Raw genomic sequence first — 26353 nt, 5'->3', positions numbered from 1 at the left:
GCATGAACACTCCCGGTCCGTTCAAGATGTCGTTTGCCGCGTGGAAGGCCGCGCTCGTCGTCGCTTGGCGGCGGGCGGGCGAGGACAATATCTCGCTGATCGCCGCGGGCGTAGGCTTCTACGCCTTCCTTGCGATGGTGCCACTGCTGGGTGCGATCGTGCTCAGCTATGGGCTGTTCGCGGCGCCTGCGACCGTCGTGCGCGACATCAGGCAGCTCACTACCGTCATGCCCGCCGACGCCGCCAAGCTGGTCGGTCAGCAGTTGATGACCGTCGTGCAGGGGTCGTCGGGCAAGAAGGGGCTGGGGCTGCTGGTGGCGCTCGGCGTCGCGCTGTTCGGCGCGCGGCAGGGGGCGGGCGCGATCGTCACCGCGCTCAATATCGCTTATGAGGAAAAGGAGAAGCGCGGCTTCATCGCGCTCAATCTGCTGTCGCTGGGGATCACGGCGGCGGCGGTGCTGGTCGCGATCCTGGCGACGACGGCGATCGGCGCGCTGGGGCACCTCCAGGCGCTGCTGCCGCACCTGCCGGGCTGGGCGAGCGCGATCGGCAAGCTGGTGACCTATCTGCTGCTCGGCGCAGCGGGCGCGGCGGGCGCGGCGTCACTCTATCGCTGGGGGCCGTCGCGGACCGCAGCGAGGTGGGTGTGGCTGACGCCGGGATCGGTCCTGACGTCGGCGCTGTGGCTAGTGCTGACGATCGGGTTCGGCCTCTACGTGTCGCAGTTTGGCAATTACAACGCGACCTACGGCTCGCTCGCGACAGTGGTGGTGCTGCTGACGTGGCTGTACCTGTCCGCGTACATCCTGCTGTTCGGGGCGGAGGTGAACGCCGCGCTGGAGAAGCAGGAGGCGCCTGCTGGGGCGAAGGCTGGCGAGGAGGGGCTTGACGATGGCGGCAAGAAGCCGACTCCTCGACCGCATCCACCGGTTCCCGTCGCTTCGGTCAGGTCGGGGTCGAGCAGGGTCGGGCTGATCGCCACCGCTGTTGCGGCGATGTGGCTCGGGCGCAGGCTGGGCGTACGCAAGGGCAAGCGGATCGCCGCGCGGAAAGTGGCGGAGGCACCACGGCGCGGCGGCGAAGCCCCGTCGTGACGTTGGAAGGGCGCGCTACGCTTCCCGCCGTCCGCGCTTGCGCAAGTCAGCCGGGCGTAGCCGACTGCCGCGCTACGCGGGGCAATGGTCGGGGCGATAGGATTCGAACCTACGACCCCTGGACCCCGAGACCAGTGCGCTACCAGACTGCGCCACGCCCCGACACATTGCCGCTGGCGCGCCTAGCCGCAGGGTGCGTTGCGTTCAAGGGCCAATCGCGGGCGGCTCGCCGCGGCCGCTCGCCGCCAGCATCCCGGCGACGCTGGTGAACTTCTCGCGCGGCGCTCCGTCGCGCGCCGCCGCGATCTCGGCCGCCTCGATCCGCTGCCAGTCGCGGAAGGTGACCGGATCGGCCCCGCGCGCCGCCAGCAGCCGGTCCAGCCCGGGCCGCCCCTCCTTGCCGCTGTCCTTCGCCGTATCCGCGGCGATGTGGTCGGCGATCAGGAAGCCGTCGGGCCGGTTGGTGCCGATCGTCCCCGTCGGCCCGCGCCGCGCCCAGCCGGCCGCGTACAGCCCCGGCCCGATCCGCCCGTCATCATTGGCGAAGCGGCCGAGCTTGGCGTCATACGGCACGTCCGCGATCGGCGGCGTACGATAGCCGATGCAGCTCACCACCAGCCGCGCGGGCAGGACATAGGTCTCGCCCGTTCCCGTCGCGCGGCCGTTCGCGTCGATCGCGGTGCGCTCCACGATCACCCGCTCGACCCGGCCGTCGCCCTCGAGCCGCACCGGCATCGCATAGAAGTCGAAGGTCAGCGTGATCGGCTTGTTCGCGGGCGGCCCGGCGAAGCTGCGCAGGTGCGTCACCGACTTGCGCAGCCCCGGATCGAGCGCGGCGTCGGCTTCGACCGGGGGCAGGTCGGCGGGATCGACCACCGGCGCCGCGCGCGCAAGGTGGCCCAGCTCGCCCAGCTCCTTGGGCGTCATTGCGATCTGGTGTGGGCCGCGCCGGGCCAGGATCGTGACCTGCTCATGGATGCCGGCATCGAGATGGTCGAGCGCGTGGTTGACGATGTCGGAGCCCGCGAACTCCGCCGCGGTCTTGGCCAGGATGCGCGCGACGTCCAGCGCGACGTTGCCCGCGCCCACCACCACCGCCGGGCCATCGAGCGGCGGCTTGAGGTCCGCGAAGTCGGGATGGCCGTTATACCAGCCCACGAAGGCGGCCGAGCCGATCACGCCCGGGAGGTCATCACCCGGGACGCCCAGCGGCCGGTCGGCGGGCGCGCCCGTCGCGAGCACTACCGCGTCGTAAAGCTCGAGCAGCTCGGGGATCGTCACCTGTTCGCCGACCGTGACGTTGCCGACGAAGCGGACATTGTCGCTCAGCGCCGTCGCCTCGTAGCGGCGCGACACCGCCTTGATCGACTGGTGATCGGGCGCGACGCCGGTGCGGATCAGGCCGTAGGGCACGGGCAGGCGATCGACGATGTCGACGCGGCATCCGTCCCCGAACTGCTTCTGACACGCCTCCGCGGTGTAATAGCCCGCCGGCCCCGAGCCGATCACCGCGATGTGACGCATGGCCTGTTCCTCTCGGAGCGCAAGCGTAGCGGGTTGGCGGGCGGGGGCAAGCGCGGCTAGAACCCAGGAGCGATGGCACGTTCGGGCAACGGCTTCCTGCTGGGCAAGTTCATGCCACCGCATGCGGGGCATCAGCTTCTGTGCGACACGGCAGTGAGCGAGTGCGAGCGCTTGACGATCTTGGTCTGCTGGCTGCCCGACGATCCCGTGCCCGGACCCCTGCGGCTCGACTGGATGCGCTCGCTCTATCCGGGCGCGCGGGTGCTCGGACATGACGCGATCGTGCCTCAGGAGCCGAGCGAGCATCCCGACTTCTGGCCAATCTGGCGCAGCATCGTCCGCGCCGCGCATCCCGAGCCGATCGCGCGGGTGTTCGCATCGGAGTCTTACGGCGCTCGGCTTGCCGCCGAGGTGGGCGCGCGCTTCCATCCCGTCGACATCGCGCGAAAGCGCGTGGCACTATCCGGCACCATGGTTCGAGCCGATCCGTCGCGGCACTGGACACTGCTGCCCGCGCCCGTGCGCGCTTGGTACGCTGGTCAGGGCGTGGTGCCGGCGCAATCATGAGCTTGATCGACCTCCTCGCCGCGGGGCTGACGCTGGTGAACGTGTGGCTGGTCGTCCGGCGGTCGCTGTGGAACTACCCGTTCGGGCTGGCCGCGGTGGCGGTGTCCGCGGCGGTGTTCTGGCGGGAGAAGCTGTACAGCGACGTGCTGCTGCAGGGATTCTTCTTCCTGGTCCAGTTCTATGGCTGGTGGGTGTGGGCGCGGCACCGCGAGGCTGACGGCGCGGTCGCGGTGGCGTGGCTCGACTGGCGGCGGCGCTTGATGGTGGCCGCTGTGACGCTGGCGGCGACGCTCGGCTGGGGCGCGGCGATGCATCGTTACACCGATGCGGCGCTGCCTTGGTGGGACGCCGCCAATTTGATGCTGAGCGTCGTCGCGCAGCTGCTGATGAGCCGCCGCTATGCCGAGAACTGGATCCTGTGGATCGTCGTCGATGTGGAGGCGACGGGGCTGTACGCCGCCAAGGGGCTGACGGCGTTCACGGCACTCTACGTGGTGCTGACGGCGATGGCGAGCTGGGGCTTCTACAGCTGGTGGCGGGCGGGGCGGACTTCGGCGCTTTGAGCGAGCGCGAACCCTGCTAAGGCCGCCCCCGTGACCCTGCGCACCATCTGCCTGCACGGGCCGGAGAGCACCGGCAAGTCGACCATGGCGCCGCGGCTCGCCAGGCATTTCGATACGACCTGCATCGCCGAGTTCGGCCGCACCTATTGCGAGGCGTTCGGGACCGACCTGACGATGGCGGACCTCATCATGATCGCGCACGCGCACGACGCGAAGACGCAGGCCGCGGTGGCGCAGGGGCGGTTGCCGGTGATCCTGGACACCGACCCGCTGATGACGGCGGTGTGGGCCGACATGCTGTTCGGCAAGCGCGACCCCTGGTTCGACCGCTGGACGAATTATGCGGACCTGTACCTGCTGTTCGACATCGACCTGCCCTGGGAGGACGACGGCACGCGGATGTTCGGCAGCGACGCCGACCGCGAGCGTTTCTTCGACGCCGCGAAGCGCGAGCTGGACCGGCGCGGGGTGCCGTGGAAGCTGGTCGGGGGAGAGGGGTCGCGCCGCTTCCTGAACGCGCTGGCGGCGATCGAGGCGGCGGCATAGCGGGGCGGGACGGTCCCTGCTAGGGCGCCGGGCGACATGACGACCCCGCTCGACCGCATCCGCAACTTCTCGATCATCGCGCATATCGATCACGGCAAGTCGACGCTGGCCGACCGGCTGATCCAAGCGACCGGCGGCCTTTCCGACCGCGAGATGTCCGAGCAGGTGCTCGACAACATGGACATTGAGAAGGAGCGCGGGATCACCATCAAGGCGCAGACCGTGCGCCTCGCTTACACCGCAAAGGACGGGGAGACCTACGAGCTGAACCTGATGGACACGCCCGGCCACGTCGACTTCGCCTATGAGGTGAGCCGCAGCCTGGCGGCGTGCGAGGGCGCGCTGCTGGTCGTCGACGCGGCGCAGGGCGTGGAGGCGCAGACGCTCGCCAACGTCTATCAGTCGATCGAACACGACCACGAGATCGTGCCCGTCATCAACAAGATCGACCTGCCCGCCGCCGAACCCGAAAAGGTCCGCGCCGAGATTGAGGACGTGATCGGCCTCGACGCCAGCGAGGCGGTGCTCGCCAGCGCGAAGGCGGGGATCGGAATCACCGAAATCCTGGACGCGATCGTCGCGAGGATCCCGCCCCCCGCCGGCGACGCCGCGGCGCCGTTGAAGGCAATGCTCGTCGACAGCTGGTATGACCCGTATCTGGGCGTCGTCATCCTGGTGCGCATCATCGACGGGGTGCTGCGCAAGGGCCAGCAGATCAAGTTCATGCAGGCCGGGACGACCCACCTGGTCGACCGCGTCGGTTGTTTCCGGCCCAAGATCGAGCAGCTGACCGAACTGGCGACGGGCGAGATCGGCTTCATCACCGCGCAGATCAAGGACGTGGCGCAGGCGCGGGTCGGCGACACGCTGACCGACGCGAAACGCCCTGCCGCCGCAGCGCTGCCTGGCTTCAAGGAAGTCCAGCCGGTGGTCTTCTGCGGGCTGTTCCCGGTCGACGCCAACGACTTCGAGAAGCTGCGCGAGAGCATCAGCAAGCTGCGGCTCAACGATGCCAGTTTCTCGTTCGAGACCGAGACCTCGGCGGCGCTCGGCTTCGGCTTCCGCTGCGGCTTCCTGGGACTCCTGCATCTGGAGATCATCCAGGAGCGGCTGACGCGCGAGTACGACCTCGACCTGATCACCACTGCGCCGTCGGTCGTGTACCAGATCGAGCTGACGCACGGGCAGGGGCATATCGAGCTCCACAACCCCGCCGACATGCCCGATCCCAACCGGATCGCGACGATCGCCGAACCGTGGATCGAGGCGACGATCTATGTTCCCGACGAGTATCTCGGATCGATCCTGAAGCTGTGCCAGGACCGCCGCGGCATCCAGAAGAACCTGACCTATGTCGGCGGCCGCGCGCAGGCGACCTACGAACTGCCGCTCAACGAGGTGGTGTTCGACTTCTACGACCGGCTGAAGTCGCTGACCAAGGGCTATGCCAGCTTCGACTATCACCAGATCGGCTATCGCGACGGCGACCTGGTCAAGATGGGTATCCTGGTCAACGAGGAGCCGGTCGACGCCTTGTCGATGATCGTCCACCGCGCGAGCGCCGAGACGCGCGGGCGCGGGATGGTCGAGCGGCTGAAGGAGCTGATCCCGCGCCACCTGTTCAAGATCCCGATCCAGGCGGCGATCGGCGGCAAGGTGATCGCGCGCGAAACGATCAGCGCGATGCGCAAGGACGTGACCGCCAAATGCTATGGCGGCGACGCGACGCGCAAGCGCAAGCTGCTCGACAAGCAGAAGAAGGGCAAGCTGAAGATGCGCGAGTACGGTTCCGTCAGCATCCCGCAGGAGGCGTTCATCGCCGCGCTCCGGATGGGGGACGACGCCTGAGCGCACGTTGCGACCACCGCGTGCGCGCGATAAGCATCACCCGACAACCAAGGAGGACGGCAATGCTGCGCAAGGCGATCGCGATCGGACTGACAGGCATCTCGATGGCGGCGCTGCTGCCGCTGACGGCGGCGACGGCGCAGGGACGGGCGGGCACCGTGCTGACGGCCAACCAGGTGACGGGCGTGACGCTGGGCGGCGCAAACCGGGCGCAGACCTTCCGGCTGCGGCTGGAGCGCGGCGGCGCGGTGATCATCGATCTGGTGCCGGTGGCGACTGCCGCGGCGACGGCGCACAGCGGCGATGACGCCATGACGGCGAACACGCCGCAGATCGGTCTGACGATTGCCGGGCCGGACGGCGCAACCGTGCGTCAGGTCGGAGCCGGCGCCCCGACCGCGCCGGGCGTGCGGCCGAACAGCGTCGAGGCCGGCGTCGGCGACTCCGGCGTCCGGGCCGCTGTCTACGCCACGGCGGCGGGCGACTATGTGGTCACCGCGCACAACGAGTCGGACGCCGCCGCGGCGTTCGAGCTGATCGTCCGCCCGCGCCGTCTGCCCGCGCCGCCGACGCCGGTGGCGATCGGCACCAGCTATGACCAGCAGGCGACGCTGGCGCCCGACGCGACCGGGCTGTTCCAGTTCACCACGACGCGCCCCGACCAGATGGTGACGATCGACATGACCGCGCCGCATTTCGACACGCTGCTGGAGCTGCACGGCCCCGGCGGCGGCGCCGACGGGGCGATGGTGGCGCAGGATGACGATTCGGGCGAGGGCACCAACGCGCGGATCGTCACCACGCTGGCGGAGCCGGGCAGATACAGCATCGTCACGCGCGCCTACACGGGCTCCGGCCCCTACCGGCTGAAGGTCGCGACCACCGACGCGCCGCACATCGCGCCGGTGCCGGTAGTGGTGGGTACGCCGATCGACGGCCATTTCACCGGCGGCGATGCGATGGTGCTGACCGGCGACACGCCGCGCGGCTATCAGCTCTACAGCCTCGCCGGTCACGCCGGGCAGCGGGTGGCGATCGCGATGGATGCGGTCGGCCGCGAGCATGCGCAGGATTCGGAGTTCGATCCGATCCTTCAGGTCGTCGGCGACCCGCCGATCGCGGTCGATGCGGGCAGCAGCGGCGGCAACGGCCTGTCGGTCATCGCCGAGAATGACGACGATGTCGGCTATAATTCAAAGGTCCACATCCGGTTCGTCCATGACGGCACCGTGCTCATCCGGGCGGGGGTCCGCAACAACACCGATCCGCGCGGCAATTACCGGCTGACCGTCACCGACGAAGGCGCTCGATAGGCGCAGCGGTCGGGCGTACGGCGGGACCAATCGGGTTCCGCCGCCGCGTGTATGGCCGATCATCGGCGACGGCGTGTGCGGACCGTCCGGCCGTTCGACTGCCCGGCGTGCCGCCGTAATAGCGGCCCAGCACTCTTCATGCGTGGCGGCGCCGATAGGCCCGGGGCCCGCGAGCGGAGCGATGAAGCGGCGCTGCAGCGTCGGCGTCCCGCCGTCGAGGCCTACGCGCGTGAACGGCACGGGTTTGAAATCGAGCAGCGTTCCGGGTTCGGGCGCATCTTCCATTGGGCAGGCGGCTGACCGCTCCGGCTCGTACAGGACAGAAGGTCTGCATCTCCGATACCATGCGGCGCAAGCGGGCAGGGGGGGGGGCGCGGGGGGCGCCGGGATCGGCTACTGGGGTCGCCATGCGCCGCCTCCTGCTCTTCCTCGCGTTGTTCGCCGCCCCGTTGCGGGCGCAGCCGCCGCGCGGCCCCGTCGTCCTTGCCGCGTCCAGCCTTCAGGAAGCGATGACGACGGCGGCGGAGCGCTGGACGCGGATCGGACATGCGCGGCCGGTGCTGTCGTTTGCGGCATCGTCGGCGCTGGCGCGGCAGGTGGAGGCAGGAGCGCCGGCGGACCTGTTCGTCAGCGCCGACGAGGCGTGGATGGACGCGCTCGACCGGGCCGGGCTGCTGGCGGCGGGAACGCGGACCGACCTCGCCGGCAACCGGCTGGTGGTGGTGGCGCCCGCTAGGTGGCGCGGGCGGCTTACGCGCGCGACACTGGCGCGGACGCTCGCGGCGGGGCCGGTAGCGATGGCGGACCCGGCGGCGGTGCCGGCGGGGCGCTATGGCGAGGCGGCGCTGCGCAGGCTGGGCGCGTGGGAATCGGTAGCGCCGCATGTCGTGCGCGCGGAGAATGTCCGCGCGGCGCTGGCGCTGGTGGAGCGCGGCGTGGCGCCGTTCGGGATCGTCTATGCGACCGACGCGCGCGCCTCTACCGAGGTGCGCATCGCCGGGCTGTTCCCCGCCGACAGCCACCCCCCGATCCGGTATCCGCTGGCGCGGCTGAAAACCAGCACGAGCGGCGAGGCGGAAGGGTTCCGGCGGTGGCTGCTGTCGGGCGAGGGCAGGGCGGTGTTCCGCCGTTACGGCTTCACGCAGTGAGGAACGCCGAGCCATCGCCGTGCGCGAGGTGGGGTGATTGACCCCAGTCATCGTCCTCACCCTCAAGGTCGGGTTGGTGTCGACCGCGCTGACGCTGCCGGTCGCGTTTGCGCTCGCCTTTGCGCTCGCGCGCGGGCGCTTTCCGGGCAAGCTGCTGCTCGACGGCGTCGTCCACCTGCCGCTGGTGGTGCCGCCGGTGGTGACGGGATGGGTGCTGTTGATGCTGTTCGCGCCCGCGGGGCCGCTGGGGCGGCTGCTGGCGCTGGGCGGGACGACGGTGCTGTTCCGATGGACGGGGGGGGCGATTGCGGCCGGGGTGATGGCGCTGCCGTTGATGGTGCGGGCGATCCGGCTGTCGCTGGAGGCGGTCGACCGGCGGCTTGAGGAAGCGGCGCAGACGCTGGGCGCGGAACGGGCGCGGGTGTTCCGCACGGTGACGCTGCCGCTCAGCCTGCCCGGCGTGCTGGCGGGCGCGATGCTGGGTTTTGCGCGCGGGATCGGCGAGTTCGGCGCGACGATCACCTTCGTGTCGAGCGTGCCGGGCGAGACCGAGACGCTGCCGCTCGCGATCTACGCCGCGCTCCAGCGGCCGGGCGGCGAGGCGATGGCATGGCGGCTGGCGGCGGCGTCGGTCGCGCTCAGCCTGGCGGCGTTGCTGGCGTCCGAGCTGCTGGCGCAAAGCTATCATGGGCGGCAAGGAGGCCGCGCGCATGTCCTTTGACGTCGATCTGACGCTGCGCCGCGGCGAGCGTGTGATCGCCTGCCGGTTCGCGAGCGATGCGGGCGCGACGGTGCTGGTCGGACCGTCGGGGGCGGGCAAGACCAGCGTGCTGCACGCCATCGCCGGGCTGCTGCGGCCGGCAGCGGGGCAGATACGGGTCGGCGGGGTGACGCTGTTCGACGCGGCGGCGGGTGTCGACGTGCCGGTCGCGCGGCGGCGGGCGGGGTATGTGTTTCAGGACACGCGGCTGTTCCCGCACCTCAGCGTCCGGGCGAACCTGCTCTACGGCGCGGCGGACGACAGCGGGCTGGCGGCGACGGCGGCGCTGCTGGAGCTGACCCCGCTGCTCGCGCGCAAGCCTGCGACCCTGTCCGGGGGCGAGGCGCGCCGGGTGGCGATCGGCCGCGCGCTGCTGATGCGGCCGGCGTTCCTGCTGCTCGACGAGCCGACCGTATCGCTGGACGCGGGCCGTCGCGAGGAAGTGCTCCGCGCGGTCGAACGCGTGCGCGACGCGGCGGGAGCGCCAGTGCTGATGGTCACGCACGACGCGGCGGAGGCGGCCCGGGTCGGGGAGGTGATCACCCTTCACTCCGCTTGACCGGTAGCGGCCGGACAGACAAAAGCCGCCGATCTTTCGACCGGCGGCTTCGTTCGACCAGATGGCGACTAGGCATAGGTGACGCGTGTCACGACCTTCTGGCGACGGCGCAGCGCGAACCCGGCGAGACCGAAGCCGGCGATCATCATCGCCCAGCTCGCGGGCTCCGGCACCGCACCGACCGCCGGCACCGCCGTGATCGAGCCGGTCAGGGGAAGCACATCGCCGGCAACATTCTGACCGATCGGCGAGTAGGCGACCGCGAAGGCGCCGCTGTCATAGTATAGATTGGCGATCGTCGTCGACGTCGTGAACAACAAACCACCCGAGTCGAGCAGGTTGTTCGCCAGCAACAGATTGTCATAGGAATAGTAGTAGACGGTGCCGGTCGTCGCCACCGGCGGCACCGGTGTCGTCAGTCCGGTACCCGGTGTAAAGTTAGCGGTCGCCGGCGAATAGGGATTGGCAATGATGCCCGTGATCGCTGATCCCATGAACGAGCCGGTGACACTAGTGATCGCCTTGTTCGTGCCGGTCGACGGCACCGTTGTGATCTGACCGTTCAACACCGCGCCGAAGTTGAGGTTGTAGCTCTGCGCCGAGGCAGGTGCCGCAATCGCCGCCATCGCAACCATGCTGCCTGCCGCCAAAAGGCGGATAAGTGTCGTCATTTCGTCCTCCAAAGCGTCACGCCGCTCGAAGAACGACACGCAAGCCAATCATTAAGCGCAAGTTTAGCGATCAACAATGTGAGCTAGAGCATGACCGCATCTGACGGATTCAGGATTTCGTTTGAGCGCCAGATGTGATTCAAGCTGCTGGCTGGTCAGGAGGCGGGCAGCGATGGCGCGACCATATTCTCAAGATCTTCGTGAGCGTGTTGTTTTGTGCGTGGCGTCGGGAGCAACGTGCCGCGAGGCGGCGGCGCGGTTTGATATTGGTCTGGCGACAGCGGTGCGCTGGTCGCATCGGTATCGCACGACCGGCGATGCATCGGCGCGTCCGATGGGCGGCAGCCGGCGTGCGGTCCTGGGTGGCGAGCGTGACTGGTTGCTGGCGCGGATCGCCGAGAAGCCGGACCTGACGCTGCGGGCGATCGTGGCCGAGCTGGCGGCACGCGATGTCCGTGTCAGCTATGATGCGGTTTGGCGCTTCTATCGTCAGGCGGGAATGACGTTCAAAAAAAAGCCTGCATGCGGCCGAACAGGACCGACCGGACGTGGCGCGCAAGCGGGAACGCTGGCGACGTCATCAGCATAGGCTCGATCCACGCCGTCTGGTCTTCATAGACGAGACCTGGGCCAAGACGAACATGACGCGGACCCACGGTCGATCGCTGCGCGGCGAGCGGCTGGTGGCCAAGGTCCCGCATGGTCGCTGGCGCACGCTGACCTTCATCGCCGCGCTGCGCCACGACCGGATCACCGCGCCCATCGTGTTCGACCAGCCGATCAATGGCGAGACGTTCACGGCCTATGTCGAACAGGCGCTGCTGCCCACGCTCACACCTGGCGATGTCGTCATCCTCGACAACCTGGGCAGCCACAAAGGCAAGGCTGTCCGTCAGGCGATCCGCAAGGCGGGCGCGCATCTCCTGTTCCTGCCGCCATACAGCCCCGACCTGAACCCCATCGAGCAGATGTTCTCCAAGCTCAAAACACTGCTGCGAAAGGCCGACGAGCGATCTGTCGAGGCAACATGGAAACGGATCGGCTCCCTCCTCGAATGCTTCTCATCACACGAATGCGGCAACTACCTCGCCAACTCAGGATACACCACAACGTGATCCGGTCACGCTCTAAAGGAGAATTGGGCACGATGGGTGCAATTTTGGCACACTCGTGACCTAGCAGTCGGCGCATCGCAGCGAGATTGTGCGGTAGCTGCACGACCGTTGAGGCCGTTGCTGTGAAGTGGTTACGATGCAACCGTTTTCTTGATCGCGGCGGTCCAGCCGGCGATGCGGTCGCGGCGCGTATCATCGTCGAGACTGGCTTCGAACCGCTCAACCGCGCCGCGCATCGCGCTCGCCTCGTGTAGATCGGCGAACAGCCCCGCGCCGACGCCGGCCAGCATCGCCGCGCCCAACGCCGTGGTTTCGGCAAGACGCGGGCGTTCGACGGGAAGGGCGAGCATGTCGGCCAGGTCCTGCGCCAGCCAGTCGTTCGCGACCATGCCGCCGTCGATCCGCAGCGTCTTCCAGCCCGCGCCGTCGGCGGCGAACGCCTCCTTCAGGTCGTGCGACTGATACGCCATCGCCTCCAGCGCGGCGCGGACGATATGCGCCTTGCCGGTCGCGAAACTCATCCCCGTGAGCGCCGCGCGCGCCTCGGGCCGCCACCACGGCGCGCCCAGCCCCGACAGCGCCGGGATCAGGTAGACGCCGCCGGTATCGGGCACGCTCGCCGCCAGCGCCGCGGTCTCGCCGGCATTCCGGATCAGCCCGAGCGAATCGCGCAGCCACTGGATCAGGCTGCCCGCGACGAACACCGACCCTTCCAGCGCATAGGCGCGCTTCCCGCCGAGCTGCCAGGCGACGGTGGCGAGCAGGCGGTGCGCCGAGCGCGGCGGCGCATCGCCGGTATGGCTAAGGACGAAGGCGCCTGTGCCGAAGGTCGCCTTGGTCTCGCCGGGCGCGAGGCAGGCATGCCCTATCGCCGCCGCCTGCTGGTCGCCCGCCATGCCGGTGACGGCGATGCGGCCGCCGAACAGCGTCGTCTCGCCGAGCGTTCCGGCGCAGTCGACGATCTCCGGCAGCGCCCCGCGCGCTGCGCCGAACAGCGCGAGCAGATCGTCGTCCCAGCCGCCGTCGAGCGTCATCAGCGCGGTGCGGCCGGCATTGGTCGCATCGGTCGCATGGACGCCGGTAAGCTTCCACAGCAGCCAGCTGTCGACGGTGCCGATCGCCAGCCGCTCGCCTGCCTCGCGCAGCTGCGGCCACTCGTCGAGCGCCCAGCCGATCTTCGAGCCGGAGAAATAGGGGTCGAGCAGCAGGCCAGTGCGCTCCTGGACCAGCGGTTCGTGCCCGGCCTCGCGCAGCGCGGCGCAGCGGTCGGCGGTGCGGCGGTCCTGCCAGACGATCGCGGGCGCCAGCGGCTCGCCCGTGATCTTGTCCCAGAACACGATCGTCTCGCGCTGGTTGGTGAGGCCGATCGCGGCGATGCGGCCGGGCCCGCCCGCCTGCGCCACCATCGCGCCCGCAACGCGCAGCGACTTGCGCCAGATTTCACCGGCATCGTGCTCGACCCAGCCGGGGCGAGGATAATGCTGGTCGAGCGCCGCGGCCTCGCTGCCGACGCAGGCGCCGCCGGGGGTGAACAGAATCGCACGGGTCGAGGTGGTGCCCTCGTCGATCACGAGCAGATGTTGGGCCATGCGCCTTTCCTCCCTCCGCTTTCGCCGGGATGACGGGAAAGCCAAGCATGACGTAGGACAGTAGCAAACGGGCGCAACCACGCTACAACCGCATGCGTGGCAGATCAGGGCACCCCCATTCCCTCCTTCGCGCCGGCGGCGGAGGACACGCCGGTCACGGCCGAACGGCGCGACCGGCTGCTCGCGGCGCTGACGCTGATCGCGGGGCTGGGACTAGCGGTGGGGCTGCCCTTTGCACTGCAGGCAGGGACCGAGTTCTTCATGCCGCTGACCGCGTCGCTGGTCATCGCGGTCGCGCTGGTGCCGCTGCTGGAATGGCTGGAACGGCATCGCGTGCCGTCGCCGCTGGCGGCGCTGTTCTGCGTGCTGCTGTTCCTGATCGTGGCCAACATCGCGGTCGCGGCGATCGTGGTCCCCGCGACCGATTTCTTCCAGCAGCTGCCGAGCCGGGTCAGCCGCATCCAGCATAATCTGCAGCCGCTGCTGGACCTGTATTCCAGCCTGGAGCGGTCGGTGAACCGCTTCTTCCACCAGATCGCGTCGACCCCTGTGCGCCAGCCGCGCACGGCCGCGGTGGCGCCGCCCAGTTCGGTGCTGGAATTGGCCGCGACCAGCGCGCCCGGCGTCATCGTCCAGCTCTTCTTCGCGATCCTGATCATCTATTTCTTCCTGTCCGGGTGGAGCCGCATGCGGCGGCGCACGATCACGGAGCGCACCAGCTTCGACGGCGCGATGGCGACGGCGCGGGTGATCCAGGACGTGGTCGACGACGTGTCGGCCTATCTCGGCACGATCACGGTCATCAACCTGACGCTGGGCGGGATCGTGGCGGGCGCGCTTTACCTGCTCGGCATGCCCTCGCCGCTGATGTGGGGCGGCATCGTCGCGCTGCTCAACTACGTCCCCTATTTCGGGCCGATCGTCGCGGCCCTGCTGCTCGCGGTCGGCGGGCTGATGACCTTTGCCGACATCGGCACGGCGATGATCGCGCCGGCGATCATGATCGGCTGTCACCTCGTGGAGGCGAATGTGGTGACGCCGTTCATCGTCGGCCACCGGCTGACGATCAGCCCGCTGATGATCCTGATCTCGCTGAGCTTCTGGGGCTGGGTGTGGGGGACCGCGGGGGCGCTGCTGGCGGTGCCGCTGCTCATCATCCTGCAGACCGTGCTGGGGGCGGCGGGCAAGCCCGACATCGCGGGTTTCCTGTTCGAGCAGGGCTCGTTGGTGCAGACCGGCAAGGCCAAGCGGCGCTGGCGGCTGGGGGGCCAGAGGGACGTTGACAGCCCGGAGGGGCATCCGTAACAGCCGCGCCTCGCGTAGTGCGGTTCGCATCAGCGGGTGTAGCTCAGTTGGTTAGAGCGCCGGCCTGTCACGCCGGAGGTCGCGGGTTCGAGCCCCGTCACTCGCGCCACCGCGCCGCGCGGGCGCGATTAGCGGCGCTAATCGCACCTCACGCAAGCGCGGCCGGGCTCGGCATCAGCCGAGCTTCGACGACGCGGCTTTGCCGCGGCGCCCATTCCACCGCCGCACGCCGCCGGTCGCGCCTTATACCGCGCCCTCCCGCGCTGGCACACGCGCGCTGCAGCTACGCCGCATCGTCTCCCGCGCCGGCGCCTTCCATCCACACCAGCAGCGGCTTCAGCGGCGTGATCCACACGATCCCGGTGCCCACATAGAACAGCAGCTGTAGCCCCCACCACCATCGCCCCACCACCCCTGACAAGCTCGCCACCAGCACGCACCACACCGCGATCAGCAGGCAGATCGCCAGCGCGCCCGCGGGTTTGCGCCAGCTCGGGGCCGCGGGGTCGGTCATGGCGTGATCCACTCCTGTTCGGTAATGATGGCGTGCAGCGGCACATCCCACGGATCCGGGCGCAGCGTGTCCACTTCCTGCACGGACCAGGCGAGCCCGACGCGCCATGCACCGGGATGGGCGGCGAACGCGCGGTCGTAATGGCCGGCGCCCTGCCCGAGCCGATTGCCGCGCCGGTCGAAGCCGACCAGCGGGGTGAGGATAATGGTGGGGGCGACCTCGGGCAGGTCGGCGGCGGGCTGGCGCAGGCCGAAGGGGCCGGGCATGAGGGCTGCGTCGGCGGGCCCGGCGAGAAAGCGGAGCTGGCCGGCACGGTCGACCAAGTGCGGGAGCGCGAGGCGGCAGCCCTGTGCGCGGGCCGCGGCGACGAGGGGCGAGGGGTCAACCTCGCCACCGACGGGGATGTAGCTGGCGACAATGGCGTTGGGGCTCAGCCGCTCGACAAATGGCGCGAGCGACGGGGGAAACGGCACTGGTGCGAAGCCGTCGCGGGCGGCGCGGAGCCGCGCGCGAAGAGCGGGCTTGCCGGTCATCGGACGAGTGCGCCGCGGCGAAGCCCCGTCGTGACGGCGGACGGGTTTGCTGGCGCCACTCGCCGGCCGTGCTCGCGCGTCTCGTGGGCAGCGCGTGCACTGCTCACGTGCGCGCTGCGCGGTGACGGGAACCGCCTTGACCGTGTGCCGGGTTATCCACTGACGCACGGTACGTCAGGTGGGGACCATATACGTCGGACCAGGGTCCGGGCAGGGACAGCCCCCGATGGATGATGAATAGCCTCAGGGATAATATAGGCTCGTACCAGGCAGAACCCGCCTTCCCCTATCTAGGCACTCGCGGTCGCCTGCTCAAGGGTGTCGGCGAGCGCCTCCAGCCGGGCGGCGACGCGGGCCAGCGCGCCCTCACTCATCGCCGCCCCCGCGGGCGGGCGGCTCTGCGTCTCGTCGAGCGCATCGGCGAGCAGCAAGGCGACGAAGAACATCGCACGCTCCGGGTTTACGCCGCCGGCAGCGCGCTGGGCAGCGGGCCAGCGTTCCTCCAGCAGGCGGCCGAGGTCGCGCACCCGCGCCTCTTCGCCGTCGCGGCAGGCGACCGGAAAGGCGCGGCCGCCGATCTGGAGCACCACCTCGGCCATCAGGCAGCCGGCCCGCGCGCGATGACGTCGTCCAGCGCCGCCACCGCCTCCGCCATCCGCGCCTTCAGCGCGGCGTGACGGCGCGCCAGGGCATCGCCCGCGGCGGCGCGGGCGGCGATCGCCGCCTCGATACGGACCAGGGCTGCGTCGATGCGATCGGCGGCGGGGGGCTCTGCCATAGCGAGCGCGATAGGACTCCCGTTTCGGGGCGGCAAGGGGTGGTGCGCGAAGGTTGACAGCGCCGGTGCGGACCGCAAAGGCGTGCCCCCACATCATCTTCTCGGGTGGCGGCGGGTGGCCGGATCGGCCCGCCCGCACGGCCTTTGCGCGCCACCTCAACAGCTTGCGGGAGTAGCCTCACATGGCGGTCAAGATTGCGATCAACGGCTTTGGACGGATCGGCCGCCTGGTCGCCCGCGCCATGCTGGAGCAGGGCAGCCCCGAGCTGGAGCTGGTCGCGATCAACGACCTGGCCGACGCGAAGTCGAACGCCTGGCTGTTCAGCCGCGACAGCGTGCACGGCAAATGGGCGGGCGACGTCCATGCCGAAGGTCAGGACCTGGTCGTCGACGGCAAGCATATCCGCGTCACCGCCGAGCGCGATCCGGGCAAGCTGCCGCACAGGGAGTTGGGCATCGACCTGGTGCTGGAATGCACCGGCTTCTTCACCGACCGCGACAGTGCGGGCAAGCATATCGAGGCGGGCGCGGGTCGCGTACTCATCTCGGCGCCGGCCAAGGGCGTCGATCTGACCGTGGTCTATGGCGTCAACCACGACAAGCTGACCGCGGACCACCGCATCGTCTCCAACGCCAGCTGCACCACCAACTGCCTGGCGCCGGTCGCCAAGGTGCTGAACGACAGCGTCGGCATCGAGCGCGGCCTGATGACCACCGTGCACGCCTATACCAACGATCAGAAGATCCTGGACCAGATCCACCCCGACCTGCGCCGCGCCCGCGCCGCCGCGATGAGCATGATCCCGACCACCACCGGCGCGGCGCGCGCCGTCGGCGAAGTGCTGCCGGAACTGAAGGGCAAGCTGGACGGATCGGCGATCCGTGTGCCGGTGCCCGATGTCAGCCTGATCGACCTGACCTTCACCCCCGAGCGGGAGACCACGCGCGACGAGGTCAACCAGCTGCTCAAGGCGGCGGCGGAAGGGCAGATGAAGGGCGTGCTGGACTGGACGGACGAGCCGCTGGTTTCGATCGACCTGATGCACACCGCCGCCTCCTCGACGGTCGACAGCCTGGAGACCGCGGTGCTCGACGGCAAGCTGGTGCGCGTGGTCAGCTGGTACGACAATGAATGGGGCTTTTCGAACCGGATGGTCGACACCGCGACCACGATGGCCCGGTTCGTCTAGGCCCGGTGGACGCGTCGATCCCGGACGCGGCCGTCCTGGGCACGGCGTGCCGCCCGCCCGCGGCGGCGGGGCCGGGAACGCTGGCGGGCATCGCGCGCAAGGCGCACCATCGCGCGCCGATGGAGCTGCTGGAGCAGGGGGCGCTGACGGTCGATCTGGGACTGGTCGGCGACTTTCGCGGCGTACGCAAGCCAACCGGGCGTAACCGGCGGCAGGTGACGTTGTTCGCCCGTGCGGATTGGACGGCAGCGTGCGGCGAGCTGCGGATTGATCCGCCTTGGTGGCGCCGGCGATGCAACCTGATGGTCGATGGGCTCGGTCTGCCGCAGCGGCCGGGCGCGATCATCCGGGTCGGCGGCGCATTGCTGGAGGTGACGGTCGAATGCGATCCGTGTGTCAGGATGGATGAGGTGGCGCCGGGCCTGTTCGCAGCGTTGGTGCCGGACTGGCGAGGCGGCGTCTGCACCCGCGTGCTGACGGGTGGCGCGATCGCGCTGGGTGACGAGATCGAGGTGGTGGGATGACGCGAGCCTTCAAGACATTGGACGATATGGGCGAGGTACGCGGCAAGCGCGTGCTGGTCCGCGAGGACCTGAACGTGCCGATGGCGGACGGGCAGGTAACCGACGACACCCGCCTGCGCGCCGCGCTGCCCACCGTCGCCGAGCTGGCGGATCGCGGTGCGATCGTGCTGGTGCTCGCGCATTTCGGGCGGCCAGAGGGCGTGCGCGATCCCAAGCTGTCGCTGGCGCTGCTGGTGCGGCCGTTCAGCCAACTGCTCGGAAGGCCGGTGCAGTTCGTCGACTGGGACGCGGCCGATGACGCGATCGCCGCGTTACGGCCGGGCGACATCGCGGTGGTCGAGAACACGCGCTTCTTCGCTGGTGAGGAAACGAACGATGCCGCGGTGGCGGATCGCATGGCGCAGCTGGGCGACCTGTACGTCAACGACGCCTTCTCGGCAGCGCATCGCGCGCACGCCTCGACGGAAGGGCTGGCGCACCGGCTGCCCGGCTTCGCGGGACGACAGATGGAGGCCGAGCTCGATGCGCTGGACAAGGCGCTGGGCAACCCCGAACACCCGGTCGCCGCGGTGGTCGGCGGGGCCAAGGTGTCGACCAAGCTCAACGTCCTCCAGCACCTCGTCGCCCGCGTCGATCACCTGATCATCGGCGGCGGCATGGCCAATACCTTCCTCGCCGCGCGCGGCGTCGCCGTGGGCAAATCGCTTTGCGAGCATGACCTCGCCGCTACCGCCGAGGCGATCCTGGCGGCGGCAGAGCGCGCGGGCTGCACCGTCCACTTGCCCTATGACGTGGTGGTCGCGACCGAGTTCAAGCCGAACCCGATGACGCGCACCGTCAACGTGCACGAGGTCGCCGCCGCCGAGATGATCCTCGACATCGGCCCGGCCGCAACCGAGGCGCTGGGCGACGTGCTCAAGAACTGCCGCACGCTGGTGTGGAATGGCCCACTGGGCGCGTTCGAGACGCCGCCGTTCGACGCCGCGACGGTGGCGTTGGCGAAGACCGCGGCGGCGCTGACGCAGGACGGCAGCCTGGTGTCGGTCGCGGGCGGCGGCGACACGGTGGCGGCGCTCAACCAGGCGGGCGTGGCCGACCGCTTCAGCTTCGTGTCCACCGCCGGCGGCGCGTTCCTGGAGTGGATGGAGGGGCGGCAATTGCCGGGGGTGGCGGCGTTGAAGCGCTAGGACGGGGGAGCTTGCTCCCGTAATAGCGGCACCAGCACGGTGTTGAGCGTACCGAGATCAAACGCGCCTGCTTGGGCGTAACGAACCCGCCCGTCGCGGCCGATTACGAAATTAGTAGGCATCGCATCGTTGATTGGGTGAAAAGGTCCGTTGATCCGACGCACCGGCGTCAACCGCATCGCCCCGAACAACTGACGCAATTGTCCGACCGGCAGCGAGTCCTCGGTCGCGACCGCGAATACACGCAGGCCGTGGCTCCGCTGTGCCTCATAATAGGCGTCGAGCGTCGGCAATTCGCGGCGGCATGGTCCGCACCAGGTCGCCCAATAGTTGAGCACGATCACCTGACCGCTGAGCGTGTCAGAGCGCAGCTTGGTCCCGTCGACCAGGGTCAGCTCGAACGGCGGTGCCATTTCACCGGGTCTGGGCTCGCGCGCAGTGGCCGGCATCATCCATAGCAGCAGCGCGGTCGCCGCGCCCGCCCATCGAATTCGGACCACCATCGGCGTTTCTCCGTTCGCCAGCCAAGCTGGCGCAGCGTCGCCGCGAGTGTCAACCCGGCGTTGCCCCGCCCGTGCCGCGCCGCTAACAGCCCCGCATCTCTCGCCAGATCAAGGACCGCGCATGACCCCGGCCGTCAAAGCCATTCTCGACAAATACGAGGCGACCTCGCCCTCGATCAAGGCGAACCTGGCGCAGATCCTCAACCACGGGCGGCTGGGCGGCACCGGCAAGGTCATCATCCTGCCGGTCGACCAAGGCTTCGAGCACGGCCCGGCGCGGTCCTTTGCGGTCAACCCGCCGGCGTATGACCCGCACTATCATTACCAGCTCGCGGTCGACGCCGGGCTCAACGCTTTCGCCGCGCCGTTGGGGATGCTGGAGGCAGGTGCCGACACCTTTGCAGGGCAGGTGCCGACCATCCTCAAGCTCAACAGCTCGAACAGCTGGGCGACCTCGATCCAGCAGGCGCAGACCGGGTCGGTCGGTGATGCGATCAGGCTCGGTTGCGCGGCGATCGGCTACACCATCTACCCCGGATCCGACGACATCTTCGCGTCGATGGAGCTGATCCGCGAGCTGCGTGAGGAAGCGGCGGCGGTCGGGCTGGCGACGGTGATCTGGAGCTATCCGCGCGGCGGCAACCTCAGCAAGGAAGGCGAGCTGGCGCTCGACGTCGGTGCTTATGCCGCGCACATGGCGGCGCTACTCGGCGCGCACATCATCAAGGTAAAGCTGCCGACCGCGCACATCGAACAAACCGATGCGCAAAAAGCCTATGAGGGCGCCGACTGGTCGAAGCAGAGCGACCGGGTGAAGCACGTCGTCCAGTCGAGCTTCGCCGGGCGGCGCATCGTCGTCTTCTCGGGCGGCGCATCGAAGGGGACGGACGCGGTCTATCAGGACGCGCGCGATATTCGCGACGGCGGCGGCAACGGCTCGATCATCGGCCGTAACACCTTCCAGCGCTCACGCGAGGACGCGCTGGCGATGCTCGACCGGCTGGTCAAGATCTATGAGGGCGGGGAATAGGACGTTGGTCGAGCGGTCGGAGGCGCCGGACCCGCGTTGGGGCGAGGTGGACGGCTATATCCGAGACAAGCTGCTCGGCGACGACGCCATCCTAACGGCAACGCTGGCGGCCAACGCGGCGGGCGGGTTGCCCGACATCGACGTGTCGCCTGCGCAGGGACGAATGCTGCACCTGCTGGCGCGGATGGCGAGGGCGCGGCGCATCCTGGAGATCGGCACGCTCGGCGGCTATTCGACGATCGAGCTGGCGCGGGCCTTGCCCGATGGCGGTTCCCTCGTGACGCTGGAGCTGGACCCGCACCATGTGGCGGTTGCGCGTGAGAACATCGCGCAGGCAGGGCTGATGGAGCGTGTCGAGGTGCTGGTCGGGCCGGCGGCGGCGACATTGGCAATGCTGGATGGCCCGTTCGACTTCGTGTTCATCGACGCCGACAAGCCGTCCAACGTCACCTATCTGCGCGAGGCGCTGCGGCTGACGCGGCCGGGCGCGACGATCGTCGTCGACAACGTCGTCCGCGAGGGCAAGCTGCTCGACGACGCCAGCGACGATCCGCGCGTCACCGGCACCCGCGCGCTGTTCGACGCGGTCGCCGCCGAGCCGCGGCTGACCGCGACGGTGGTGCAGACGGTCGGCGTCAAGAAGTGGGACGGCTTTTTGCTGGCGGTCGTCACCGGCTGAGCCTGGTCGGCTGTACCGTCAGGCCGTTTTTGCGCTGTCCTACAGCCGCAGTTTTTGGCAGCAGGCCTGGATGACCGCTTTTCGCCCGCTGTCGCGCGCCGCAGATGATTGCAACCTGCGGCAACATCGACAACTTCCGCGCGCATGATCCCCGATCCGAACGCTGCGTCGAATGACCCGTTGGGCCCGCTCGATCCCGACTTCGCGGTCGCGTTTCGTCGCAACGATCGTCGACCGCCATGCCAGCTTTATCTCGTTTCGGCACTTGAGGTCGGTGGCGATTTTTCCGACCGCCTCGCCCGTGCGCTGGATGCGGGCCCGGTCGCGGCGTTCCAGTTCCGGGTCAAGGACGTCGACCAGCACCGCGCGGCGGCGTGGGCCGAGCCGCTGCAGCGCCTGTGCGCCGATCGCGACGTCGCGTTCATCGTCAACGACTCGGTCGCGCTGGCGAAGCGCCTCGGCGCCGACGGCGTCCATCTGGGGCAGGAGGACGGCGATCCGCGCGAGGCGCGCACCCTGCTGGGACCGGCGGTGCAGATCGGGGTGACCTGCCACGACAGCCGGCACCTGGCGATGGAGGCGGGCGACGCGGGGGCGGACTATGTCGCATTTGGCAGCTTCTACCCGACGACCACGAAGGTGGTGAGGCACCGGCCGGACTTATTGATCCTGAGCTGGTGGGCGACGATGTTCGAGCTGCCCGCCGTGGCGATCGGCGGCATCACGCCCGCCAACGCTCGGCCCCTGATCGAGGCAGGGGCCGATTTCCTGGCGGTGAGCGCGGGGGTCTGGGCGCACCCCGACGGCGAGGCGGCCGCGGTGCGAGCGTTCGCGGCGGTGCTCGGCGGCGAGGGATAGAAGCGCCGGCCCGGCCGTTTAGTGCGCCAGCGTAACAGTTCCGGCGAGGTCGAGATGACGAAGTGGGTAGCAGCAGTTCTGATGGCGGGCGCAGCGGCGGCGGCGACTGCGGTGGCGCAGGCTCCCGCGCGGCGTGCGGGTCCAGCGGCGACGCTCACCCCGGCTGCATCGCCAACTGCGACGGCCGCCGCCATCGACCGCGACATCCTGCACGTCCAGGTCATCCTCGATCATCTCGGCTTCTCGCCCGGCATGCTCGACGGCAAGCCCGGCATGTCGCTCACCGCTGCGCTTAAGGGTTTCCAGGAAGCACGCGGCGTGCCGATCACCGGCAAGATCGACCAGCCGACACTGGCGGCGCTGCACCCCTACGCCGCCTGGCGTCCGACCGTGCGGCTGCGGCTGAGCCAGACGGCGTTGGCCGGGCCGTTCGTCGGCACCATCCCGCATAATGAGGACGAACAGGCGCGCCTGCCGTCGCTCGGCTACCGCAACCCGCTGGAAAAGCTTGCGGAGATGTTTCACACGACGCCCGCGGTGCTGATCGCGCTCAATTCGGCGCAGACCCGACTGGCGGTGGGGCAGGAGGTGGTGTTCCCCAACGCGCTGCCCACCAGCCGCAGCTATGACGACAGCCTGCCGCCGCTGTGGCGCCAGACGCTGAGCGACCTGAACGTCGACGCGAACCAGCCGCAGGGCAAGAAGATCGTGGTCGACAAATCCGATTCCGTGCTGCGCGTGCTCGACGCGAACGACCGGCTCGTCGCCCAGTTTCAGGTAACGACGGGAAGCGAGCACGATCCGCTCCCGATCGGCACCTGGAAGGTCACGGTGATCGACCGCAACCCACGCTTTCACTACAATCCGGCGCTGTTTTGGGACGCGAACTCGACCGACACAGCTGCGATGCTGCCGCCGGGGCCGAACGGGCCGGTGGGCGTGGTGTGGCTCGACCTGAACAAGCCGCACTACGGGCTGCACGGCACCCCCGAGCCGCAATATATCGGTCGCACGGAGAGCCACGGCTGCGTCCGGCTGGCCAACTGGAACGCGGCACGGCTGGCGCAGATGGTCAGGGCGGGGGTGCCGGTGATCTTCCAGGAGTGAGGGCGTGACGCGGGTCGGTTGGGTGGTGCTCGGCGCGGTTGTGCTTATCGCCGCGCTGTTCGCGTCGATGGTGCGGCTCGGCGGACCGGAGCGCGTGGTCGGGCTGCCGGAAGTGCGCTTCGAACCGAGCACCACCGTCGCGGCACGCCCCGACGGCCTGCCCGTCCTGCAGGTGCCGGTACAGGGCGTGACGCGCAATCAGATCGCCGACACCTGGGGGCAGGCGCGCAGTCAGGGGCGGGTGCATCACGGGACCGACATCATCGCGCCCGGCGGCACGCCCGTACTGGCGGCGGCGGACGGGACAGTCGAGAAGCTGTTCGACAGCCGGCTGGGGGGCACGACGCTCTACGAACGTTCGGTGGATCGGCGCTGGACCTTCTATTACGCCCATCTGCGCGACTACGCCCCCGGGGTGCACGAAGGGCAGGCGGTGCGCGTCGGTGACGTGCTCGGCTATGTCGGCGATACCGGCGACGCGGGCCCGGGCAACTACCATCTGCATTTCAGCCTCGCCCGGCTGGCGCCGGAGCAGCACTGGTGGCAGGGCGAGGACATCAACGCCTATCCCGTGCTCCGGGGGCGCTGACCTTGGCATTCGGCGGGTCAGCCGCTAAGTCGCCGCGCATCGGGCGTTCGCGCCCCGGCTCTTTCCACAGGCAGCCCCATGAAGATCAGCGGCGTGGACATTCGTCCCGGCAACATCATTGAATATGAGAGCGGCATCTGGCGCGCGGTCAAGATCCAGCACACCCAGCCCGGCAAGGGCGGCGCGTACATGCAGGTGGAGCTGAAGAACCTGCGCGACGGCCGCAAGAACAACGTCCGCTTCCGCTCGGCGGAGACGGTGGAGCGGGTGCGGCTGGACACCAAGGACTTCCAGTTCCTGTTCGCGGACGGTGACGGTCTCGTCTTCATGGACAAGGACAGCTACGAGCAGGTGACGCTGCCGCGCGACCTGCTGGGCGACGCCGCCGCGTTCCTGCAGGACGGCATGGACGTGGTGATGGAGCTGTACGACGAGGACCCGATCAGCGTGCAGCTGCCCGACACGATCGAGGCGATGATCGTCGAGGCGGATGCGGTGGTGAAGGGCCAGACGGCGTCGTCCAGCTACAAGCCCGCGATCCTCGACAACGGCGTGCGCGTGATGGTGCCGCCGCATATCGGCGCGGGGACGAAGATCGTCGTCGACGTGTATGAGCAGACCTACGTCCGTCGGGCTGATTAGAGGTGTACAAGCGGGCGTCCGAGTTTTTGCTGCAACGGCGGGTTCATGGGACGGGCGCTCAGCAATCCTACCCGATGACTAAGATTGTTGATCATACAGCCGCACTTAGCGGAGCTGGATCGAAGCTCACGTTGCTTAAATGGCTCAATCAAGAAGTGAAGCAGCTTGGTGCTCGAGCCTGATCGGCAACTGGTCAGCGCCACGTCACTTAGCATCTTGTCGCAAAAAAGAAGAACTAGATGCCCTCCCATTCCGGCCTTCTCACCATCATGGAGCGCGCCGCGCGAAAGGCGGCGCCGCGGCTGCGGCGGGACTTCAACGAGGTCCAGCAGCTACAGGTCAGCCGCAAAGGGCCGGCGGACTTCGTCTCGATGGCCGACCAGCGCGCCGAACAGTCGATCTATGAGGAGCTGAGCCACGCGCGGCCCGACTGGGGCTTCCTGATGGAGGAGCGCGGTGAGATCGCTGGCGATCCAGCCAAGCCGCGCTTCATCGTCGATCCGCTGGACGGGACCAGCAACTTTCTCCACGGCATCCCGCATTTCGCGATCTCGATCGCGGTCGAGGACGTGGCGCCGAGCGGCAAGCGCGAGATTACCACCGCGCTGGTTTATCAGCCGCTGACCGACGAAAGTTTCTGGGCGGAGAAGGGCCGCGGCGCCTGGCTGACCGACCAGCGGCTGCGGGTGTCGTCGCGGCGCGAGCTGTCGGAAAGCCTGATCGCGACGGGTATTCCGTTCATGGGGCATGGCGACTTCGTACAGTGGAGCCGTATCTTCGGCGCTGTTGCGCCCCAGGTCGCCGGCATCCGCCGCTTCGGGTCGGCGGCGCTGGACCTCGCCTGGGTCGCGGCGGGACGGTATGACGGCTATTGGGAGAGCGACCTGCACCCATGGGACGTCGCCGCCGGGCTGTTGCTGGTCAGGGAAGCCGGCGGTTTCGTCACCGACTTTCGCGGCGGCGACAAAGCGATGGAGCGCAACGAGTTCTTGGCCGCCAATGACGGGCTCCATTCCAAGCTGCACAAGCTGCTGGCCGGCGCCTTGCGCTGACCGGGAGCCGTCAGCGCCTGGTCAGCGTGCAGGACCGGTCGGTGCTGCCCGCAATCGGATCGACGATCAGATGGGTCGCGTCGCGGACATGGATTACCGCGGTGTTGTGCAGTGTCCCCTCCGAGATTGTGACTGTGGCACCTGCCGGGCTGACATCGGCATAGCTGACCGGGTTTGACGGCTTGGAGGCGTCAGGCGAGTGGAACAGCGCCAGATTTGGGGTGAACTCGATATCCTGCAAGTCGACTAGGCAGTCCTCGCCGCCCGTCCAGCGGCCGAGCACGGGATTGCCCGTCGCGGCCGCGATGACCGTGCTGCTCGCCGCAGTGCGTGCGCCGTCAGCCTGGGCAGCGCTCGCGTTGGTGGCGGCGGGATGCGCGGAGCAGGCCGTCAAGGCGATCAGCGGAAACACACCTGACAGTCCTTCATCATCCCCCCCTGTCGTTTCGTAAGCGTGATGATAAGCGGGCCGCACCCCGGCGGCAACTCCCTCCGCTCCGCCTTTGCCGGCAGCCAATTGCGATACCTTTTCATACGTGTTCGCCTTGCCGGTGCGGAGGCGAGC

General features: G+C 69.0%; 30 protein-coding genes and 2 tRNA genes. 22 read left to right on the top strand and 10 right to left on the bottom strand.

What is annotated here, in order from left to right; all coding sequences use genetic code 11:
* Positions 1 to 2: 2 nt before the first annotated feature.
* Positions 3 to 1094, top strand: a complete 1092-nt coding sequence (locus tag ACP2AD_RS09820; RefSeq protein WP_425229882.1) for a YihY/virulence factor BrkB family protein — start codon at positions 3 to 5, stop codon at positions 1092 to 1094.
* 85 nt (positions 1095 to 1179) lie between these two features.
* Here ACP2AD_RS09820 and ACP2AD_RS09815 read toward each other — a convergent pair.
* Positions 1180 to 1256, bottom strand: a tRNA-Pro gene (locus ACP2AD_RS09815).
* A gap of 42 nt (positions 1257 to 1298) precedes the next feature.
* Complete coding sequence (locus ACP2AD_RS09810) at positions 1299 to 2618, bottom strand: FAD-dependent oxidoreductase (RefSeq protein WP_425229881.1); 1320 nt, start codon at positions 2616 to 2618, stop codon at positions 1299 to 1301.
* A 72-nt stretch (positions 2619 to 2690) separates the two neighbouring features.
* Between ACP2AD_RS09810 and ACP2AD_RS09805 the strand changes: the two genes are divergently transcribed.
* From ACP2AD_RS09805 to ACP2AD_RS09770, 8 genes are all read left to right on the top strand, one after another.
* Positions 2691 to 3185 carry a hypothetical protein gene (locus ACP2AD_RS09805; protein ID WP_425229880.1) on the top strand — a complete coding sequence of 165 codons (495 nt, stop codon included), beginning with the start codon at positions 2691 to 2693 and terminating at the stop codon, positions 3183 to 3185.
* On the top strand, positions 3182 to 3748 hold the full coding sequence (gene pnuC, locus ACP2AD_RS09800; protein WP_425229879.1) for a nicotinamide riboside transporter PnuC: 567 nt from the start codon (positions 3182 to 3184) through the stop codon (positions 3746 to 3748). Before ACP2AD_RS09805 ends, pnuC begins: the two co-directional genes overlap by 4 nt.
* 30 nt (positions 3749 to 3778) lie before the next feature.
* Complete coding sequence (locus tag ACP2AD_RS09795; protein WP_425229878.1) at positions 3779 to 4294, top strand: AAA family ATPase; 516 nt, start codon at positions 3779 to 3781, stop codon at positions 4292 to 4294.
* 36 nt (positions 4295 to 4330) lie between these two features.
* Complete coding sequence (gene lepA / locus ACP2AD_RS09790; protein WP_425229877.1) at positions 4331 to 6142, top strand: translation elongation factor 4; 1812 nt, start codon at positions 4331 to 4333, stop codon at positions 6140 to 6142.
* A gap of 62 nt (positions 6143 to 6204) precedes the next feature.
* A complete protein-coding gene (locus tag ACP2AD_RS09785; protein ID WP_425229876.1) occupies positions 6205 to 7455 on the top strand; it encodes a hypothetical protein in 1251 nt (416 codons plus the stop codon).
* Positions 7456 to 7862: 407 nt separating this feature from the next.
* Positions 7863 to 8603 carry a molybdate ABC transporter substrate-binding protein gene (gene modA / locus ACP2AD_RS09780; protein WP_425229875.1) on the top strand — a complete coding sequence of 247 codons (741 nt, stop codon included), beginning with the start codon at positions 7863 to 7865 and terminating at the stop codon, positions 8601 to 8603.
* Between the two features lie 37 nt (positions 8604 to 8640).
* Positions 8641 to 9324 carry a molybdate ABC transporter permease subunit gene (modB, locus tag ACP2AD_RS09775; protein WP_425229874.1) on the top strand — a complete coding sequence of 228 codons (684 nt, stop codon included), beginning with the start codon at positions 8641 to 8643 and terminating at the stop codon, positions 9322 to 9324.
* The gene (locus tag ACP2AD_RS09770; RefSeq protein WP_425229873.1) at positions 9314 to 9922 is read left to right on the top strand and encodes an ATP-binding cassette domain-containing protein; all 609 of its coding nucleotides are present in this window, start codon (positions 9314 to 9316) and stop codon (positions 9920 to 9922) included. Before modB ends, ACP2AD_RS09770 begins: the two co-directional genes overlap by 11 nt.
* Before the next feature lie 68 nt (positions 9923 to 9990).
* Here ACP2AD_RS09770 and ACP2AD_RS09765 read toward each other — a convergent pair whose 3' ends face one another.
* Positions 9991 to 10593 carry a PEPxxWA-CTERM sorting domain-containing protein gene (locus tag ACP2AD_RS09765; RefSeq protein WP_425229872.1) on the bottom strand — a complete coding sequence of 201 codons (603 nt, stop codon included), beginning with the start codon at positions 10591 to 10593 and terminating at the stop codon, positions 9991 to 9993.
* A 172-nt stretch (positions 10594 to 10765) separates the two neighbouring features.
* Between ACP2AD_RS09765 and ACP2AD_RS09760 the strand changes: the two genes are divergently transcribed.
* Positions 10766 to 11708, top strand: a protein-coding gene (locus ACP2AD_RS09760; RefSeq protein ID WP_425228077.1) for an IS630 family transposase whose coding sequence is annotated in 2 segments (ribosomal slippage) — positions 10766 to 11101 and positions 11103 to 11708 — 942 coding nt in all. Because the reading frame shifts where the segments join, the coding sequence is not laid out codon by codon here.
* Positions 11709 to 11839: 131 nt separating this feature from the next.
* Here ACP2AD_RS09760 and ACP2AD_RS09755 read toward each other — a convergent pair.
* Positions 11840 to 13297, bottom strand: a complete 1458-nt coding sequence (locus ACP2AD_RS09755) for an FGGY family carbohydrate kinase (RefSeq protein WP_425229871.1) — start codon at positions 13295 to 13297, stop codon at positions 11840 to 11842.
* 117 nt (positions 13298 to 13414) lie between these two features.
* On the opposite strand from ACP2AD_RS09755, the gene ACP2AD_RS09750 reads away from it, so the two are divergent.
* Entirely contained in the window at positions 13415 to 14602 is a 1188-nt protein-coding gene (locus tag ACP2AD_RS09750; protein WP_425231145.1) for an AI-2E family transporter, read from the top strand.
* A 32-nt stretch (positions 14603 to 14634) separates the two neighbouring features.
* A tRNA-Asp gene (locus ACP2AD_RS09745) sits at positions 14635 to 14711 on the top strand.
* Between the two features lie 174 nt (positions 14712 to 14885).
* Here ACP2AD_RS09745 and ACP2AD_RS09740 read toward each other — a convergent pair.
* From ACP2AD_RS09740 to ACP2AD_RS09725, 4 genes are all read right to left on the bottom strand, one after another.
* On the bottom strand, positions 14886 to 15116 hold the full coding sequence (locus tag ACP2AD_RS09740) for a DUF2842 domain-containing protein (protein WP_425229870.1): 231 nt from the start codon (positions 15114 to 15116) through the stop codon (positions 14886 to 14888).
* A complete protein-coding gene (locus ACP2AD_RS09735) occupies positions 15113 to 15649 on the bottom strand; it encodes a 5-formyltetrahydrofolate cyclo-ligase (RefSeq protein WP_425229869.1) in 537 nt (178 codons plus the stop codon). The genes ACP2AD_RS09740 and ACP2AD_RS09735 overlap by 4 nt, the downstream gene beginning before the upstream one ends.
* Before the next feature lie 290 nt (positions 15650 to 15939).
* Positions 15940 to 16248 carry a cell division protein ZapA gene (locus ACP2AD_RS09730; protein ID WP_425229868.1) on the bottom strand — a complete coding sequence of 103 codons (309 nt, stop codon included), beginning with the start codon at positions 16246 to 16248 and terminating at the stop codon, positions 15940 to 15942.
* Positions 16248 to 16427 (bottom strand): hypothetical protein, encoded by a 180-nt coding sequence (locus ACP2AD_RS09725; protein ID WP_425229867.1) that lies wholly within the window; start codon positions 16425 to 16427, stop codon positions 16248 to 16250. The genes ACP2AD_RS09730 and ACP2AD_RS09725 overlap by 1 nt, the downstream gene beginning before the upstream one ends.
* A gap of 182 nt (positions 16428 to 16609) precedes the next feature.
* Here ACP2AD_RS09725 and gap point away from each other — a divergent pair, with 182 nt between their 5' ends.
* Genes gap through ACP2AD_RS09710 form a run of 3 tightly spaced genes read left to right on the top strand, consistent with a single transcriptional unit; the run spans position 16610 to position 19328 of the window.
* The gene (gene gap, locus ACP2AD_RS09720; RefSeq protein ID WP_425229866.1) at positions 16610 to 17617 is read left to right on the top strand and encodes a type I glyceraldehyde-3-phosphate dehydrogenase; all 1008 of its coding nucleotides are present in this window, start codon (positions 16610 to 16612) and stop codon (positions 17615 to 17617) included.
* Positions 17618 to 17622: 5 nt separating this feature from the next.
* Positions 17623 to 18141 carry an MOSC domain-containing protein gene (locus ACP2AD_RS09715; protein WP_425229865.1) on the top strand — a complete coding sequence of 173 codons (519 nt, stop codon included), beginning with the start codon at positions 17623 to 17625 and terminating at the stop codon, positions 18139 to 18141.
* Positions 18138 to 19328, top strand: coding sequence for a phosphoglycerate kinase (locus ACP2AD_RS09710; RefSeq protein WP_425229864.1), 1191 nt, complete (start codon positions 18138 to 18140; stop codon positions 19326 to 19328). The genes ACP2AD_RS09715 and ACP2AD_RS09710 overlap by 4 nt, the downstream gene beginning before the upstream one ends.
* On the opposite strand, the gene ACP2AD_RS09705 is transcribed toward ACP2AD_RS09710, so the two are convergent.
* Positions 19325 to 19831 carry a TlpA family protein disulfide reductase gene (locus tag ACP2AD_RS09705; protein WP_425229863.1) on the bottom strand — a complete coding sequence of 169 codons (507 nt, stop codon included), beginning with the start codon at positions 19829 to 19831 and terminating at the stop codon, positions 19325 to 19327. The genes ACP2AD_RS09710 and ACP2AD_RS09705 overlap by 4 nt on opposite strands.
* Before the next feature lie 121 nt (positions 19832 to 19952).
* Between ACP2AD_RS09705 and ACP2AD_RS09700 the strand changes: the two genes are divergently transcribed.
* The 7 genes from ACP2AD_RS09700 to ACP2AD_RS09670 all read left to right on the top strand — a co-directional run bounded on the left by ACP2AD_RS09700 (position 19953) and on the right by ACP2AD_RS09670 (position 25788).
* On the top strand, positions 19953 to 20861 hold the full coding sequence (locus ACP2AD_RS09700) for a class I fructose-bisphosphate aldolase (RefSeq protein ID WP_425229862.1): 909 nt from the start codon (positions 19953 to 19955) through the stop codon (positions 20859 to 20861).
* On the top strand, positions 20845 to 21540 hold the full coding sequence (locus ACP2AD_RS09695; protein WP_425229861.1) for an O-methyltransferase: 696 nt from the start codon (positions 20845 to 20847) through the stop codon (positions 21538 to 21540). The genes ACP2AD_RS09700 and ACP2AD_RS09695 overlap by 17 nt, the downstream gene beginning before the upstream one ends.
* Positions 21541 to 21684: 144 nt before the next feature.
* Positions 21685 to 22398 carry a thiamine phosphate synthase gene (gene thiE / locus ACP2AD_RS09690; RefSeq protein ID WP_425229860.1) on the top strand — a complete coding sequence of 238 codons (714 nt, stop codon included), beginning with the start codon at positions 21685 to 21687 and terminating at the stop codon, positions 22396 to 22398.
* Positions 22399 to 22479: 81 nt separating this feature from the next.
* The gene (locus ACP2AD_RS09685; protein WP_425229859.1) at positions 22480 to 23505 is read left to right on the top strand and encodes a L,D-transpeptidase family protein; all 1026 of its coding nucleotides are present in this window, start codon (positions 22480 to 22482) and stop codon (positions 23503 to 23505) included.
* A gap of 4 nt (positions 23506 to 23509) precedes the next feature.
* Complete coding sequence (locus tag ACP2AD_RS09680) at positions 23510 to 24094, top strand: M23 family metallopeptidase (RefSeq protein ID WP_425229858.1); 585 nt, start codon at positions 23510 to 23512, stop codon at positions 24092 to 24094.
* A gap of 78 nt (positions 24095 to 24172) precedes the next feature.
* Positions 24173 to 24736 (top strand): elongation factor P, encoded by a 564-nt coding sequence (efp, locus tag ACP2AD_RS09675; protein WP_425229857.1) that lies wholly within the window; start codon positions 24173 to 24175, stop codon positions 24734 to 24736.
* Positions 24737 to 24975: 239 nt separating this feature from the next.
* Positions 24976 to 25788 carry an inositol monophosphatase family protein gene (locus tag ACP2AD_RS09670; protein ID WP_425229856.1) on the top strand — a complete coding sequence of 271 codons (813 nt, stop codon included), beginning with the start codon at positions 24976 to 24978 and terminating at the stop codon, positions 25786 to 25788.
* A 10-nt stretch (positions 25789 to 25798) separates the two neighbouring features.
* On the opposite strand, the gene ACP2AD_RS09665 is transcribed toward ACP2AD_RS09670, so the two are convergent.
* Complete coding sequence (locus tag ACP2AD_RS09665) at positions 25799 to 26200, bottom strand: hypothetical protein (RefSeq protein ID WP_425229855.1); 402 nt, start codon at positions 26198 to 26200, stop codon at positions 25799 to 25801.
* Between the last annotated feature and the right edge of the window lie 153 nt (positions 26201 to 26353).

Origin of the sequence: Sphingomonas sp., from assembly GCF_965248875.1 — a bacterium.
Lineage (GTDB): Bacteria > Pseudomonadota > Alphaproteobacteria > Sphingomonadales > Sphingomonadaceae > Sphingomonas.
This window is presented reverse-complemented; position numbering and strand designations above follow the sequence as displayed.